The sequence below is a fragment of the Streptomyces sp. NPDC050418 genome, assembly GCF_044458745.1.
In the GTDB taxonomy this organism is placed as follows: Bacteria; Actinomycetota; Actinomycetes; order Streptomycetales; family Streptomycetaceae; genus Streptomyces.
Window position 1 is genome coordinate 43,912 of record NZ_JBITIG010000018.1, and the last position, 15,639, is coordinate 59,550.

The window sequence follows — 15,639 nt, forward strand, 5'->3', positions numbered from 1 at the left end:
TCGCAGGTACGGACGAGCGCGGGAGGCGAAGGGTTCCGCGCGGCCAACGGCTCGTAGGAAATGGGTAGTTGGACGGCTCAGGCGAGCGTCGCGTGCTCCGACGCGTCCGATCTCGCCTTCGACCGCGCCCTGCGTGCCGGGCCGCGCCACCCGCAGGTGCAGTGCGCGATACAGAACTTGCCCTGCTCGACGGTGCTGGTGTGGTGCGCCGCGGCGGAGGCCGTTTCGCCAGGGGGTGGGGGGTTTTGTTGCACGTTTCAACCGTAACCGTCCAGGGGCCGTGCTCAAGGCCCGTGACGGCTACAGCCACCGGTCGTTAAGCGGAACACAGAGGGGGCCCGCGTACGGACGCCAGTGTTGGGGGTAGGCAGGCGATGGTGGTGCAGGAACACGAGGAGCGCCGGGGCGGCAGGAGCCGGCGTCTCGTCGCCGCTCCGGTGGTGGGGGCGGGCCTCGCCTCGCTGGTCCTGGCCACGACGGGCTGTTCGCCCGGTGGCGCCGCCGCCGACGATGCGGGCGGCGATCCGCGCGAGGTGCTGCGGAGCGCGGCCGCCGCGCTGGTCGAGGCCGGTACCGCGCGGGCCCGCACCTCGATGGAGATGGCCTCGGGCGGCACCCGCGTGACGATCCGCGGCGCCGGCACCTACGACTTCGTACGCCGCGTCGGCGAGCTGAAGGTGCAGCTGCCGCAGGACCCCTCGGGCGCCGAGCAGCAGGGCCCGATCACCGAGATGCTGGCGCCCGGCGCGCTCTACATGAAGAACCGGGGCGCGGGGGTGCCCGCCGACAAGTGGGTCCGGATCGACATCACGACCCTCTCCGACGGCAACCTCGTCACGGGCGGTGCCACCGACCCGCTCACCGCGGCCGAACTGCTGCGGGGAGCGCAGTCGGTGGAGTACGTGGGGCCGGCCGAGGTGGACGGCACGGTGGTGCGGCACTTCCGGGGCGTGGCCGATCTGTCGCGGGCGGCGAAGCTGGCGTCCAAGGAGAACCGGGCGGTGCTGAAGGCGGCGGCGAAAGGGTTCAGCAAGGACTCCGTGCCCTTCGACGCGTACCTCGACGATCAGGGCCGGCTGCGCAAGCTGCGCCAGGAGTTCAGCTTCGCCAACGGGCAGGCGGGCGGCGGGAAGGCGCCTCGCGGGGCGAAGGGCGTCGCGGTGCTCTCCACGACCTGGCTCGACGCGTTCGGGACGAAGGCGGCGGCGGAGCTGCCCGAGGCCGGGGACATCTTCGCCGGGAAGATCGCGGAGAGCTGAGCGCGGGGAACTCGCCTCCACCCGGGCCGATTTCAGGACCCGAAATGGTCCTTACGTGCCATGCGCGTTCCGTAGGCCGCTCCCTACTCTAGGAAGTCGGGACTCGGGAGGAGAGGTGATGCACGTGGCGGCCCAGAGCAGGGGAGCGGTACAGGACCACGTCGCCCTCGCCGAGATCGAGCTGTGCGGCGACCTGATGATCGCGGCCTCCGCCGCGGACGAGGAGCGGCTCAGCCCGGACCGTATCGACGAGGTGCTCTTCGGGCGGATCGGCGCAATGAGAGAGGCGGGGGACGAGGGCTGAGGGTCCGCCCTCCGGACCGGCCCCGGAGGGCGGGTCCGTCCCCGCGTACCTCAGGTCCGCAGCAGCCGCGCGATGGCCTTCGTCGCCTCTTCGACCTTCGCGTCGATCTCCCCGCCGCCCTTGACCGCCGCATCGGCGACGCAGTGGCGCAGGTGCTCCTCCAGGAGCTGGAGCGCGAAGGACTGGAGGGCCTTGGTGGAGGCCGAGACCTGGGTGAGTATGTCGATGCAGTAGACGTCCTCGTCGACGAGGCGCTGCAGGCCGCGGATCTGGCCCTCGATCCGGCGCAGCCGCTTGAGGTGCTCGTCCTTCTGCTTGTGGTAGCCGTGGATCCCGCGGTCGTGGTCCGTCACCACAGGTGCGGTCTCCGGCGTGGTCGCACCGGCCTCGGTGGTGGTCATCCCGTCCTCCTCATCGCGTATCCGGACCCCGCCCGGATACCCCTGGTGGGTATATGGTACCCGACACGCCCAATTTGAGCAGCGCTCTGGCCTCCTCGGGGGAGGGCCCGTGCTGATCACGGTCCCCGATGGGCGACACTGGGTGGCGGCCGGTTAGCCGTGGCCGGTTGATGCGCCTAGCATCAGCCTCACCGAATCCGAAGCACCCCGAGGACCCCACGTGCGTTTTCGTCTGACCCCCAGGGAGACGAGCTTCTACGACATGTTCGCCGCGTCCGCGGACAACATCGTCACAGGCTCGAAGCTCCTCATGGAACTGCTCGGGGCGGATTCCTCCGCCCGGGCCGAGATCGCAGAGCGTATGCGGGCCGCGGAGCACGCGGGAGACGACGCCACGCATGCGATCTTCCATCAGCTGAACTCCTCCTTCATCACGCCCTTCGACCGCGAGGACATCTACAACCTCGCGTCGAGCCTCGACGACATCATGGACTTCATGGAAGAGGCCGTCGACCTGGTCGTCCTCTACAACGTCGAGGAACTGCCGAAGGGCGTCGAGCAGCAGATCGAGGTGCTCTCGCGTGCCGCGGAGCTGACCGCCGAGGCCATGCCGCACCTGCGGACCATGGACAACCTCACGGAGTACTGGATCGAGGTCAACCGTCTGGAGAACCAGGCCGACCAGATCCACCGCAAGCTCCTGGCGCAGCTCTTCAACGGCAAGTACGACGCCATCGAGGTGCTGAAGCTGAAGCAGATCGTCGATGTGCTCGAGGAGGCGGCCGACGCGTTCGAGCACGTCGCCAACACCGTGGAGACCATCGCGGTCAAGGAGTCCTGAGGCTTCGTGGACACCTTCGCTCTGGTCGTCACCATCGGTGTCGCCCTCTTCTTCACGTATACGAACGGCTTCCACGACTCCGCGAACGCCATCGCCACGTCGGTCTCCACGCGTGCCCTGACGCCTCGTGCGGCGCTCGCGATGGCCGCGGTGATGAACCTGGCCGGTGCCTTCCTGGGCAGCGGGATCGCGAAGACCGTCTCCGAGGGCATCATCGAGACGCCGCACGGCAACAGGGGCATGTGGATCCTGTTCGCCGGCCTGGTCGGTGCGATCGTCTGGAACCTCATCACCTGGTACTTCGGCCTGCCCTCGTCGTCCTCGCACGCCCTGTTCGGCGGGCTCGTGGGAGCGGCGATCGCCGGTGGGATCGGGGTCATCTGGTCCGGGGTGATCGAGAAGATCGTCATCCCGATGTTCATCTCGCCGGTCGTCGGCCTGATCGCGGGCTATCTCGTGATGGTCGCGATCATGTGGATGTTCCGCCGGGCCAACCCGCACAAGGCCAAGCGCGGCTTCCGTATCGCGCAGACGGTCTCGGCGGCCGGTATGGCCCTCGGCCACGGTCTGCAGGACGCGCAGAAGACCATGGGCATCGTCGTGATGGCCCTGGTCATCGCCGATGTCGAGAAGCCCGGTGACCCGATCCCCGTCTGGGTGAAGATCGCCTGCGCGGTCATGCTGTCCCTCGGTACGTACGCGGGCGGCTGGCGCATCATGCGCACGCTCGGCCGGAAGATCATCGAGCTGGACCCGCCGCAGGGCTTCGCGGCCGAGACCACGGGCGCGGGCATCATGTTCACGACCGCGTTCATCTTCCACGCGCCGATCTCGACGACGCATGTCATCACGTCGGCGATCATGGGTGTCGGCGCGACGAAGCGGGTCAACGCGGTGCGCTGGGGTGTCGCGAAGAACATCATCCTGGGGTGGTTCATCACGATGCCGGCGGCGGCGCTGGTCGCTGCGCTGAGCTTCTGGCTGGTGAACCTGGCGTTCCTGTAACGCCTGCTGAATAGGCAAAAGGGCCCGCCCCCGAGAACGGGGGCGGGCCCGAGGCCGCAACGGTGGCACCGCCATGCAGCACCGTGCGGCAGATCGCGGGAGGCCTAGCCGAAGCGGCCGGAGATGTAGTCCTCCGTGGCCTGGACCGACGGGTTGGAGAAGATCCGCTCCGTCTCGTCGATCTCGATGAGGCGGCCGGGCTGGCCGACGGCGGCCAGGTTGAAGAAGGCCGTGCGGTCGGAGACACGGGCGGCCTGCTGCATGTTGTGCGTCACGATGACGATCGTGAAGCGCTCCTTGAGCTCACCGATCAGGTCCTCGATCGCGAGGGTGGAGATGGGGTCAAGGGCCGAGCAGGGCTCGTCCATGAGCAGGACCTGCGGCTCCACCGCGATGGCGCGCGCGATGCACAGACGCTGCTGCTGACCGCCGGAGAGGCCCGAGCCGGGCTTGTTGAGGCGGTCCTTGACCTCGTTCCAGAGGTTCGCGCCGCGCAGGGACTTCTCCACCACGTCGGCGAGTTCCGACTTCTTGAACTTGCCGTTGAGCTTCAGGCCCGCCGCCACGTTGTCGAAGATCGACATCGTGGGGAAGGGGTTCGGGCGCTGGAAGACCATGCCGATCGTGCGGCGCACGTTCACCGGGTCCACGGCGGAGGCGTACAGGTCCTCGCCGTCCAGGAGCACCTTGCCCTCGACGCGGCCGCCGGGGGTGACCTCGTGCATACGGTTCAGGGTCCGCAGGAAGGTCGACTTGCCGCAGCCGGAGGGGCCGATGAAGGCCGTCACCGAGCGGGGCTCGACCGTCATCGAGATGTCTTCGATCGCCTTGTGGGATCCGTAGTAGGCGGTCAGTCCGCCGACGTCGATTCGCTTGGCCATAACAATCACTGCTTTCGGGGAAGTGCGGGGAGGGTCGCTGAGATGGCCGCGTCAGCGGCCCGTCTTGGGGGCCTTCCAGCGGGCGATGCCGCGGGCCACCAGGTTGAGGATCATGATCAGGAGGATCAGGGTGAGAGCCGCCGCCCACGCCCGGTCGTACGCCGCGGGGGAGCCGGCGCTGTTCGCGTACTGCTGGTAGATGTACAGCGGCAGCGAGGCCTGCGGGCCGTCGAACGGGTTGGTGTTGATCAGCGGGTTGCCCCAGACCAGGAGCAGCACGGGGGCCGTCTCACCGGCGATACGCGCGACCGCCAGCATCACACCGGTCGTGATGCCGCCGAGGGACGTGGGGAGCACGACCTTCAGGATCGTGCGCCACTTCGGGACGCCCAGGGCGAGGGAGGCCTCGCGCAGCTCGTTCGGGACGAGCTTGAGCATCTCCTCCGTGGAGCGGACGACCACCGGCATCATCAGGATCGCGAGGGCCATGGCGCCGGCGAAGCCGGAGTAGCCCATGTCCAGGATCAGGATCCAGAAGCTGAGGATGAACAGGCCCGCGACGATCGACGGGATGCCCGTCATGACGTCGACGAAGAAGGTCACCGCGGCGGCGAGCTTCCCGCGGCCGTACTCGACCAGGTAGATCGCGGTCAGGATGCCGATCGGCACGGCGATCAGGGTGGCGATGCCGACCTGCTCCAGGGTGCCGATCAGCGCGTGGTAGATACCGCCGCCGACGTCGGTGTCCGCGAGGACGCCCATGGAGGTGGTCAGGAAGTAGCCGTCGAGGACCTTGATGCCGCGGGCCACCGTCTCCCAGATCAGGGAGACCAGCGGGATGACGGCGAGAAGGAACGCGACCCAGACGACGCTGGTGGCGATCCGGTCCTTGGCCTGGCGGCCGCCCTCGACCTTCGCGGCCAGGACGTACGTCACGAGGACGAACAGCAGCGCGGCGATCAGACCCCACTGGATCCGGCTGTCGAGGCTGCCCACGAGACCGATGCCCACGCCCGCGGCGATCGAGCCGGCCGCGATGACATACGGGGCCCACTTCGGCAGACGCGCTCCGCGCAGCGTCGAGGCGATGGGCTTGGTGTCGACTGCGTGGCTCATGCGTTGGCCCCCGAGTACTCCTTGCGGCGGGCGATGATCGCGCGGGCCGCGCCGTTGACCAGCAGCGTGATGACGAAGAGCACCAGACCGGACGCGATCAGCGCGTCCCGGCCCTGCTCGGACGCCTCGGAGAACTTGCTGGCGATGTTCTGGGCGAAGGTGCCGCCGCCCGGGTCGAGGATGCTCGTCTCGATCAGGAAGCTCGGGGAGAGCACCGTGGCGACGGCCATCGTCTCGCCGAGCGCGCGGCCGAGGCCCAGCATCGAGGCGGAGATGATGCCGGAGCGGCCGAAGGGCAGCACCGACATCCGGATGACCTCCCAGCGGGTCGCGCCGAGCGCGAGCGCCGCCTCCTGGTGCATCTGGGGCGCCTGCCGGAAGACCTCACGGCTGACGTTGGTGATGATCGGCAGGATCATGATCGCGAGCAGGATGCCCACGGTGAGCAGCGAGCGCGGGGCGCCGCCCTGCCACTCGAAGATCCCGGTCCAGCCGAAGTACTGGTCGAGCCAGCTGAACGTGCCCGTCAGGTGCGGCACCAGGAAGAGGGCGCCCCACAGGCCGTACACGATGGAGGGCACCGCGGCGAGCAGGTCCACCACGTAGGCGATGGGACCGCTCAGCTTGCGCGGCGCGTAGTGCGTGATGAAGAGCGCGATGCCGACGGCGACGGGGACGGCGATGACCATCGCGATGACCGACGAGATCACCGTGCCGAAGGCCAGGACCGCGATGCCGAAGACCGGCGGGGTGGCGTTCGCGTCCCACTCGAAGGTGGTGAGGAAGTTGCCCTCGTTCTCCGCGAGGACGATCGACGCGCGGTAGGTCAGGAAGGCCGCGATGGCGGCCATGATCAGCAGCAGCAGGATGCCGGAGCCGCGGGAGAGACCGAGGAAGATCCGGTCACCGGCGCGGCCGGCGGAGCCGCGCGCGGCTGCCTTGTGGGAGACGGGCGCCGGGCGCGCGTCCTGCGGTGGGGGAGGTGCGGTGGTGGAAGGTGATATGTCCATGGGGATTCTCCGGTCTGCGGAGCGCGCTGCGGTGGCTGCTCCAGGCGGCGGTGCACCGGACGGTGCGGCCGGCGGTCATGGGCGCGGATCGCGCCGCGACCGCCGGGCCGCACTCGGTTCCATTAGCTCAGGGCGGCGACGGTCTCGCGCACCTTGGCGTTGATCTCGGCCGGGATCGGGGCGTAGCCCTGGTCCTTCAGCGTGGCCTGGCCCTCTTCGGAGGCGGCGTAGCCGAGGAAGGACTTCGTGGCGGCCAGCGTCTCGGCCTTGTTGCCCTTCTCGCAGACGATCTCGTACGTGACCAGGGTGATCGGGTACGCGCCGTCGGCCTTCGTGGCGTAGTTCAGCTCAAGCGCGAGGTCCTTGCCCTTGCCGACGACCTTGGCGTCGGCGATCGCCTTGGTGGCGTTGTCGACGTTGGCCTCGACCGGGGCGGAGGCGCCGGTGTCGATCGCGACGGTCTTGATGCCGTCCTTCGCGTAGCTGAGCTCCATGTAGGAGATCGAGCCGGCGGTCTGCTTCACCTGCTGGGCGACACCGGAGGAACCCTGAGCGGACTGGCCGCCCTTGGGCTCCCAGGCCTTGCCCGGCTCGTACGGCCAGGCGTCGGGCGCGGCGGCCTTCAGGTACTTGGTCAGGTTGTCCGTGGTGCCGGACTCGTCCGAGCGGTGGAAGGCCTGGATCTTGGTGTCGGGGAGCTTGGCGTCGGGGTTGAGCTTCTTGATCGCCTCGTCGTCCCAGTTCTTGATCTTGTTGTTGAAGATGTCGGCGAGGGTCTTGGCGTCCAGGACCAGCTTGTCGACACCCGGGACGTTGTAACCGACCGCGATCGGGCCGCCGACCATCGGCAGGTCGATGGCCGAGCTGTCCTTGCAGACCTTCGCGGACTCGGTGAGCTCCTCGGGCTTGAGCGCCGAGTCGGAACCGGCGAACGCGGTCTGGCCCTGCAGGAACGCGGTGACACCCGCGCCCGAACCCTCGGGCTTGTAGTTGATCTGCACGTCCTTGCAGGCCGCGGTGTACGCCTTGATCCAGGTCTGGATCGCGTTGGCCTGCGCGGACGAGCCGTTGGCCAGGAGCTGGCCCTTGGCGTCGTCGCACTTGATCTTCGAGGTGTCGGCACCCTGCGTGTTCGTACCGCCGCTGCCGCCGCCGCTGGTGTCGTCGGAGCCGCACGCCGTGAGGGCCAGGGCGCCGGAGACGGCGAGAGCACCGAGGGTGAGGGCCCGCCGGTTCATGCGCTGAAGCTTCACTTTCGGGAGTTCCTTCCAGGAGCCGCCGTCGTCGGAGCGGCGTGCGATGAGGTCATCAGGGCGGGGTGTCGGCTGCCGTTGTCAGCGACACGCACCGCGTAATGCCGAAATTAGGCAGGACAGGTGAAGCGGCCCATGGCCGAGAGTGAACGACAGGTGAACCTACGCGGTCCGTGTGGTTAGGTCACGGCCGGATTACGCCCGGATGGGGGCAAGGGGTGTGACAGGTCACAGCGGAAGGGCTGAAAGCGACCGGAGCGTCCGTTGAGGCGAGGCGGCTCACGCCGACGGGTGGCTCACGCCGACGGGCGGCTCATGCCGACGGGCGGACCGCGCCGAACGTGAGGAGCTCGTCGATCAGGGTGCGGTCGCGGGGCTGGGTCACGCGGGCGCGGGCCGCGGCGGGCGAGAGCCACAGGATGCGGTCGACCTCGCGGTTGGCCGCGAACCGGCCGCCGGTCGCCTCGGCCGCCCAGTAGTGGACGACCTTCGGGCGGCCGCCCGTGAAGTAGCTGACCGAGGTGAGGCGAGGGCCCACCGTGCAGGTGTGGCCGGTCTCCTCCGCCACCTCGCGCAGCGCACCGGCGAGTGCGTCCTCGCCGCGCTTCAGCTTGCCCTTGGGATGGGACCAGTCGCCGTACTTCGGCCGGTGTACGAGACAGATCTCCAGGGAGCCGTCCACCGGAGAGGTGCGCCACAGGACGCAGCCCGCCGCGCGGATCAGCTCCACGGCGGGTGAGCCGTCCTGGCCGCCGCTCATGGCGCACTCACCGCCGCCCCCGAGGAGACCCGCTGCCACGCCCCCTTGAAGGAGAAACGTGCCGCCTCGACCTCGTGCCGCTGGTCGGCGTGCAGGACGCCCAAGGCGTACGCGGTCGCCGGGGCGATCCGGGGGGTGCGGGCCGCCGAGGCCGCGGCGGCGGCCGCCTCGGCGGCGTCGCGGTGGCGGTCCAGGGTGTGGCTCGCGGCGAGCAGGAGCGGGGCGAAGTCACGTACGCGCAGGGCCTCCTGGGCGTAGCGGTGCAGTCGCAGGAGGAGGCGGACCTGGTGCCACGGCGCGTCCTGGGTGTCGGGTGCGGACTCCGAGGAGAGGCCGTGCACCAGTGCCTCGGCGTTGTACGGATGTCCGGCCCGTACGAGGGGGAGGGCTTTGACCGCGTCGGTGAGGCGGGCCTCGACGTCCGCCGCGAACGGCGCGAGGCGGTGCGCGGCCGCGTCCCGGCGCAGCGGTACGTCGCTGGCGAGGACCGCGACGCCGTCCGCGACCGCGTGGAAGCGGGACGAGCCGAGCGCCTGCAGCGCGGTGGAGTGGGCGCGGGTGCGGGCCAGCGTCAGCTGGCGGTCGAGCAGCGCGCCCGCCTTCGCGGCGCCCACCGTGAGCTGGCCCGCGGGCGGCGGGCTCTGCGCCGGGATGGGCGCGGTGGTGCCGGCCAGGCGCTGGAGCGCGGTCAGGAGCCGTTCGAGACGGGCCGCGTACGCGTGCTCGCGGGCCAACGTGCCGGAGAGCCAGGCGAGTTCGGTGCGCAGCTCGTCCGACCAGGTCGCGTCGAGCAGCGGCCGGAACGTGTGCAGGGTGCCGCTGATCCGGCGGGCGGCGCGGCGCAGCGCGAGCGCGGAGGACGAGGCGTCCTCGATGCCGCCCTCGCGGTGCTGGCGCAGGGCGCGCAGGAATTCCGTGGCCTGCTCGCGCAGATAGCGCGCGAGGTCGTCCGAGCTGCCGCCTCCGGTGACCGGTGCGCCACCCGCGGCCGGTGCGCCACCCGCCGACGAGCCCGCGGGCACCCCGGCGGACGCGGCCGCACCCCCGCGAAGGGACGCACCCCGCCCCCCGGCCGCGGACCTGCCGCCCGCCACGGACCGACCGCCCGCCACGGACCCGCCCCCCGCCAGGGACTCGCTGCGGTCAGGGTTTCGCTGAGCCACGCCGGCGCCTCCGCGCGTCGATGAGCATCTCCTGCACATTGCGCAGGGGCTGTCCTTCGGAATCCAGGGCGTGCCGGGTCCAGTCGCCGTCGGGGCCCAGGTGCCAGGACGAGGTGGTGTCGGACATGCCGGTCTCCAGGAGCCGGTTGAGTGCTGCCCGGTGGGCCGGGTCGACGACCCGGACGAGTGCCTCGATACGGCGGTCGAGGTTGCGGTGCATCATGTCGGCGCTGCCGATCCACACCTCGGGCTCGCCGCCGTTGCCGAAGGCGAAGATCCGGGAGTGCTCCAGGAAGCGGCCGAGGACGGACCGTACGCGGATGTTCTCGGAAAGGCCCTCGACGCCCGGCCGGATCGCGCAGATCCCGCGGACCCACACGTCGATGGGCACACCGGCCTGCGAGGCGCGGTACAGCGCGTCGATGAGGGCCTCGTCGACGATCGAGTTGACCTTGATCCGGACGTACGCGGGCCGTCCGGCCCTGTGGTGCCTGACCTCGTCGTTGATCCGCGAGATCAGGCCGTCCCGCAGGGACTTGGGTGCGACGAGGAGACGGCGGTAGGTCTCGCGGCGCGAGTACCCGGACAGCCGGTTGAAGAGGTCCGACAGGTCCGCGCCGACCTGTGAGTCGGCGGTGAGCAGCCCCAGGTCCTCGTACAGGCGGGCCGTCTTGGGGTGGTAGTTGCCCGTGCCCACGTGCGAGTAGCGGCGCAGGGTGTCGCCCTCCTGCCGTACGACGAGCGACAGCTTGCAGTGGGTCTTCAACCCCACCAGGCCGTATACGACATGGCAGCCGGCCTCCTCCAGCTTGCGGGCCCACTTGATGTTGGCCTGCTCGTCGAAGCGCGCCTTGATCTCGACGAGGACGAGGACCTGCTTGCCGGACTCGGCGGCGTCGATGAGGGCGTCCACTATCGGCGAGTCGCCCGAAGTCCGGTACAGCGTCTGCTTGATGGCGAGTACGTCCGGGTCGGCGGCCGCCTGCTCCAGGAAGGCCTGCACGGACGTGGAGAAGCTGTCGTACGGGTGGTGCAGGAGGACGTCCCGCTCGCGCAGCGCGGCGAAGATGTCGGGCGCGGACGCCGACTCGACCTCCGCGAGGTCGCGGTGCGTACCGGCCACGAACTTCTGGTACTTGAGCTCGGGGCGGTCGAGCGAGGAGACGTTGAAGAGTCCGGTGAGGTCGAGCGGCCCCGGCAGCGGATAGACCTCCGCCTCGCTGATCTTCAGTTCACGGATCAGCAGATCGAGGACGTACCGGTCGATGGACTCCTCGACCTCAAGCCGCACCGGCGGCCCGAAGCGGCGCCGCATGAGCTCCTTCTCCAGGGCCTGCAGCAGGTTCTCGGCGTCGTCCTCTTCCACTTCGAGGTCTTCGTTGCGCGTGACCCTGAACATGTGGTGCGCGCGCACCTCCATGCCGGGGAACAGCTCCTTGAGGTGCGCGGGCGCCGAGATCACGTCCTCGATGGGGACGTACCGTCCGGGCGAGGCCTCCAGGAAGCGGTTGAGCAGCGGCGGCACCTTGACCCGCGCGAAGTGGTTGTGGCCGCTGACGGGGTTGCGGACGACGACCGCGAGATTCAGCGAGAGCCCCGAGATGTACGGGAAGGGGTGGGCCGGGTCGACGGCCAGGGGCGTCAGGACCGGGAAGATCCGCTGCCGGAAGAGAGTGAAGAGCCGGGCCTGCTCCTTCTCGGTGAGATCGCCCCAGCGGACGATCCCGATGCCCTCGTCGGCGAGCGCCGGGCCGACGTCCTCCTGGAAGCAGGCGGCGTGCCGGGCCATCAGCTCGCGCGTCCGGTTCCAGATCAGGTCCAGGACCTCGCGGGGCTGCAGACCGCTCGCGGAACGGGTGGCGACACCGGTGGCGATACGGCGCTTCAGGCCGGCCACGCGGACCATGAAGAACTCGTCCAGATTGCTCGCGAAGATGGCGAGGAAATTGGCGCGCTCCAGGAGCGGGGTGTTCGGGTCCTCGGCGAGCTCGAGGACCCGCTCGTTGAACGCCAGCCAGCTGCGCTCACGGTCCAGGAACCGCCCCTGCGGCAGCTCGGCACCCTCGCCGTCCTCCTCGTACGCGTCGAGGTCGGCGTCGAGGTCCGGTTCCAGGTCGGAGACCGCGGCCGCCACGGTGTGCGGCCGGTGCGCGGCTATGGAACCGACGGAGGGCTGTGCGTGCACGGGCACCTGGGGCGTGTTCATGGACTCATTGTTCCGCGTCGCCGAGGGCACGGCGATTACGGACGCCGCGCCACGCGGTCTGGGGGAGGTGGTCGGGCTCTCGGACGGGGCCTGCATTTCCCGAGCGTCGCAAGGCAGTCTGAATCGTTGGTTACGGCGACATGACGTGCAGGACATCGTGGGGCGACCCCGGGGGTTCGCTTTCCCCCGGGGCCGCCGGTGCCGTACGCGCTCCCCCTCCTAGGGCGTACGGCGCCTCAGGAGCCAGAAGGCGGTGGCGGTGAGGGCTGCGGTGAGGGTGAGGACGAGGCCGGTCTCGATGAGCTGCATGGGCCAGAAGTCGGCAGCGGGCCGGTCGCCGATGCCGTCCTCGGACCACAGGAGCTTCAGGCCCCAGGCCTCGTCGGTCCACAGTTGCCCCCGCACGCGGTTGCCGAGGTCGTTGACGACGAGGGTGGCGGCGAGTGCCACGGCCATCGCGCCGAGGGAGCGGCGGACGACGAGCCCCGCGAGCGCGCCGACGGCCAGGGCGCACAGGGCGTACGCGACCCCGGTCGGGCCCAGGGAGAGATAGTGGTCCGGGTACGTCCAGTCGAGTTCCGTGTGGCCCGGTTCGGTGCCGGCCGTGTCGACCCACCGCACGAGCAGGACGAGCAGGGTCATGCCGGCGGTGAGCAGGGCGGCGGGCAGGGCGAGCTTGGCGGCCAGCCAGCGGGCGGGTGACGCCGACTGGGTCCAGGCGAGGGCCGCGGTGCCGGTCTCCAGTTCGCGGGCGATGAGCGCACCGGCGGCGTACACCCCGAAGGCGAACGGGAGCCAGGCGATCTGCCAGGTGATGACGTCGAGGTACAGCGAGCCGTGGAACGGGCCGCCGGTGCAGACGCCGTCCGCTCCGAGCCGCCCGCCGCCCGCGACGCAGTCCGCCGTGCTCACCGGACTGCGCACCCAGAAGTAGTCCCTGACCAGGTACCCGGTCAGGACCGAGAGGTAGACGATCCAGGCCAGCAGCCCGATCCGGTGCAGGCGGACGAACGCCCACGTCAGCCCTCGGGGTGCGAAAGCGAGCGCGCTCATGCGGTGGCCTCCTCGGGCGCGGTCGGTCCGGCCGGGACAGCCGGACCGGGTGTCCTCAGGTGAGCAAGGACGACCTCCTCCAGGGACGGCTCCGCCGCCTCCCAGCCCCGGGGGAGGGACGCTCCCCGGCGTACGAGCGCCGTCGCACCCCGCCCCGCCGCGCGCCGCTCCACGACGTCGCAGCCGTCGAGCGTCCCCGTCCCGGTGAGCAGCACATGCGAGGACACCAGCTCGTCGACGGGCGCCGCGAGCCGCACCCGGCCGGACCGCAGCAGCACCAAGTGATCGCAGGTGCCCTCCAGTTCGGGCAGGACATGCGAGGACATCACGATCGTCGTGCCGTGCTCGGCCGCCTCCGCCATCAGCGCGCCCATCAACTGGCCTCGTGCCACAGGGTCCAGATCCGCCATGGGCTCGTCGAGCAGCATCAGGCGGGACCGTTTGCCGAAGGCCAGCGCGAGGGCGACCCGCGTGCGCTGTCCGCCGGAGAGGGAGCGGATACGGGAACGGGGGTCGAGCCCTCCGTGTTCGTACGCGATCGTCTCCGCGGCCGAGGCGGACCACCGTCCCGGGGAACGGTTGAGCTCCGCCCCGAGCCGCAGCACCGCCGCCACCGTCAGCTGAGCGGGCAGCGGCTTCGTCTGCGCGACGTACGCGACGTCGGCGCGGCTGCCGGGCGGAGCCGCTCCGAGCACTCGGAGCGTGCCGGCGGACGGCCGTATCAGCCCCGCCGCCAGCGCGAGCAGCGTCGACTTGCCCGCCCCGTTCGGGCCGACCAGACCGCAGACGCGGCCGGTGGGCACCGTGAAGCCGCAGTCGTCGAGTACGGGGGCCCGCCTGCGCCCGTAGCGCATCGTGAGGCCGGCGGCCTCCATCGCCCATTCCTGACCGCTCATCCGGACTCCCCCTCGCGCCCCTGCTTCTGTTCCGGTTCCTGCGGAAAGTGCTCGTCGAGTACGGCGGTCACCAGGGCGAGCGCGTCCTCGCGCTCCAGCCCTTCGGCGCGGGCGCGGGACGCCCATTCGGCCAGGCCCGTGCGCAGCCCGTCGTGGTCCGCGCGGCCCAGCGCCTGCCGTACGAACGTGCCCTGGCCGCGCCGGGCCTCGACCAGGCCCTCACGTTCCAGCTCGCGGTACGCCTTGAGCACGGTGTTGGGGTTGATCGCCGTCGCGGCCACCACCTCGCGGGCGGTGGGCAGTTGGTCGCCGACATCGAGCAGTCCGAGCCGCAGCGCCTGCTTCGTCTGCTGGACGATCTGCACATACGTGGCCACACCGCTGCGCCGGTCGATCCGGTACGCGAACACGCTCCCAACCCCCTTTCACTATTCAAGTAGTGGAAGGGTGATGCAGAAAGGGGGCCGCGTCAATAGGCGCGGCCCCCAAGGGAGTTGACGCTCGTTCGGGACGAGGGTTATGACTCGGTGCGGTACATCAAGTCCGTTTCGTACGTGGAGAAGCCGAGGCGCTCGTACACGGAGACCGCCGCCTTGTTGTCGGCGTCCACGTAGAGCATCACGGTGGGCAGACCCGCGGCCGCGAGATGGCGCAGGCCGATCGTGGTGAGCGCCTTGCCGAGGCCGCCGCCCTGGGCGCCGGGGCGTACGCCGACCACGTACACCTCGCCGAGCTGCTCCTGCGCGTGCACCTTCGTCCAGTGGAAGCCGATCAGCTCGCCGTCGCGGAACGCGAGGAAGAAGCCGGCCGGGTCGAACCACGGCTCGGCCATGCGGTCGTCGAGATCGCGCTGGGTGAGGGAGCCCTGCTCGGGGTGGTGGGCGAAGGCCTCCGCGTTGACGCGGAGCCAGGCCTCGTCGTCCTGGCCGGGGACGAAGGAACGGATCGTGACCCCGGGCGGAAGGACCGGTTCCGCGAAGGCGGAGGGGTCCAGCGAGCGGCGCATCTGGCGCAGTTCGCGGAACAGCGTCAGACCGAGGAGCTGCGCGAGATGGCGGGCCGCGGCGTGTCCGCCGTGCGCCCACACCCGCAGCCGCTTGCCCGTCGCCGCGAGCAGCGCCTGCCCGAGCACCCGGCCGTGCCCGCGGCCGCGGTGGGCGGGGTGCACGACCAGTTCACCGGCCGGCGCCTCGACCGGGTCGGTGTCCTCCAGCTGTGCGTAGCCGACCAGTTCACCCCCGGAGAGCAGCAGCAGATGCCGCACCCCTTCGCGCGGCCCGCCGCGCAGCTGCAGCCTGCCCTGCTCGGAGACGGCGGGCTGGCCGTCGGTCCGTGCGGCCTCGGCGAGCAGCTGAGTGACCGCTTCGGTCTGCTCGGGCGTGAGGGCGTCCAGGGTCTCCAGGGAACGCGTGGGCGGCGTGGCTGCGTCAGTCATGCCTTGAGCGTACGGCGCCGGGGCGCGCCGCAGCGGTCCGGCGGCGTGCCCGTGCG

The 15,639-nt window shown here is 70.4% G+C and carries 16 protein-coding genes; 4 read left to right on the plus strand and 12 right to left on the minus strand.

Annotated features, from left to right (window positions below):
• Positions 1–374 precede the first annotated feature (374 nt).
• A complete protein-coding gene (locus ACIBI4_RS33610; RefSeq protein ID WP_399208016.1) occupies positions 375–1,259 on the plus strand; it encodes a hypothetical protein in 885 nt (294 codons plus the stop codon).
• 118 nt (positions 1,260–1,377) lie between these two features.
• Positions 1,378–1,563 carry a hypothetical protein gene (locus tag ACIBI4_RS33615; RefSeq protein ID WP_399208017.1) on the plus strand — a complete coding sequence of 62 codons (186 nt, stop codon included), beginning with the start codon at positions 1,378–1,380 and terminating at the stop codon, positions 1,561–1,563.
• A 50-nt stretch (positions 1,564–1,613) separates the two neighbouring features.
• Here the strand turns inward: ACIBI4_RS33615 and ACIBI4_RS33620 are convergent, their stop codons facing one another.
• The gene (locus ACIBI4_RS33620) at positions 1,614–1,964 is read right to left on the minus strand and encodes a metal-sensitive transcriptional regulator (protein ID WP_399208018.1); all 351 of its coding nucleotides are present in this window, start codon (positions 1,962–1,964) and stop codon (positions 1,614–1,616) included.
• A gap of 220 nt (positions 1,965–2,184) precedes the next feature.
• On the opposite strand from ACIBI4_RS33620, the gene ACIBI4_RS33625 reads away from it, so the two are divergent.
• On the plus strand, positions 2,185–2,805 hold the full coding sequence (locus tag ACIBI4_RS33625; RefSeq protein ID WP_093616401.1) for a DUF47 domain-containing protein: 621 nt from the start codon (positions 2,185–2,187) through the stop codon (positions 2,803–2,805).
• Between the two features lie 6 nt (positions 2,806–2,811).
• On the plus strand, positions 2,812–3,810 hold the full coding sequence (locus tag ACIBI4_RS33630) for an anion permease (protein WP_399208019.1): 999 nt from the start codon (positions 2,812–2,814) through the stop codon (positions 3,808–3,810).
• 104 nt (positions 3,811–3,914) lie between these two features.
• On the opposite strand, the gene pstB is transcribed toward ACIBI4_RS33630, so the two are convergent.
• From pstB to mshD, 11 genes are all read right to left on the minus strand, one after another.
• Entirely contained in the window at positions 3,915–4,691 is a 777-nt protein-coding gene (gene pstB, locus ACIBI4_RS33635; RefSeq protein ID WP_399208020.1) for a phosphate ABC transporter ATP-binding protein PstB, read from the minus strand.
• 51 nt (positions 4,692–4,742) lie between these two features.
• Complete coding sequence (gene pstA, locus ACIBI4_RS33640) at positions 4,743–5,807, minus strand: phosphate ABC transporter permease PstA (protein WP_399208021.1); 1,065 nt, start codon at positions 5,805–5,807, stop codon at positions 4,743–4,745.
• The gene (pstC, locus tag ACIBI4_RS33645) at positions 5,804–6,817 is read right to left on the minus strand and encodes a phosphate ABC transporter permease subunit PstC (protein ID WP_399208022.1); all 1,014 of its coding nucleotides are present in this window, start codon (positions 6,815–6,817) and stop codon (positions 5,804–5,806) included. The genes pstA and pstC overlap by 4 nt, the downstream gene beginning before the upstream one ends.
• Before the next feature lie 122 nt (positions 6,818–6,939).
• Complete coding sequence (gene pstS, locus ACIBI4_RS33650; protein WP_399208023.1) at positions 6,940–8,070, minus strand: phosphate ABC transporter substrate-binding protein PstS; 1,131 nt, start codon at positions 8,068–8,070, stop codon at positions 6,940–6,942.
• Positions 8,071–8,383: 313 nt separating this feature from the next.
• Positions 8,384–8,830 (minus strand): NUDIX hydrolase, encoded by a 447-nt coding sequence (locus ACIBI4_RS33655; RefSeq protein WP_399208024.1) that lies wholly within the window; start codon positions 8,828–8,830, stop codon positions 8,384–8,386.
• On the minus strand, positions 8,827–9,993 hold the full coding sequence (locus ACIBI4_RS33660; RefSeq protein ID WP_399208025.1) for a CHAD domain-containing protein: 1,167 nt from the start codon (positions 9,991–9,993) through the stop codon (positions 8,827–8,829). The genes ACIBI4_RS33655 and ACIBI4_RS33660 overlap by 4 nt, the downstream gene beginning before the upstream one ends.
• On the minus strand, positions 9,974–12,199 hold the full coding sequence (locus ACIBI4_RS33665; protein ID WP_399208026.1) for an RNA degradosome polyphosphate kinase: 2,226 nt from the start codon (positions 12,197–12,199) through the stop codon (positions 9,974–9,976). The genes ACIBI4_RS33660 and ACIBI4_RS33665 overlap by 20 nt, the downstream gene beginning before the upstream one ends.
• Positions 12,200–12,418: 219 nt before the next feature.
• Positions 12,419–13,252, minus strand: coding sequence for a hypothetical protein (locus ACIBI4_RS33670; protein WP_399208027.1), 834 nt, complete (start codon positions 13,250–13,252; stop codon positions 12,419–12,421).
• Complete coding sequence (locus tag ACIBI4_RS33675) at positions 13,249–14,148, minus strand: ABC transporter ATP-binding protein (RefSeq protein WP_399208028.1); 900 nt, start codon at positions 14,146–14,148, stop codon at positions 13,249–13,251. Before ACIBI4_RS33675 ends, ACIBI4_RS33670 begins: the two co-directional genes overlap by 4 nt.
• Positions 14,145–14,558 carry a GntR family transcriptional regulator gene (locus ACIBI4_RS33680; RefSeq protein ID WP_399208029.1) on the minus strand — a complete coding sequence of 138 codons (414 nt, stop codon included), beginning with the start codon at positions 14,556–14,558 and terminating at the stop codon, positions 14,145–14,147. Before ACIBI4_RS33680 ends, ACIBI4_RS33675 begins: the two co-directional genes overlap by 4 nt.
• A gap of 107 nt (positions 14,559–14,665) precedes the next feature.
• Entirely contained in the window at positions 14,666–15,583 is a 918-nt protein-coding gene (gene mshD / locus ACIBI4_RS33685; protein WP_399208030.1) for a mycothiol synthase, read from the minus strand.
• Between the last annotated feature and the right edge of the window lie 56 nt (positions 15,584–15,639).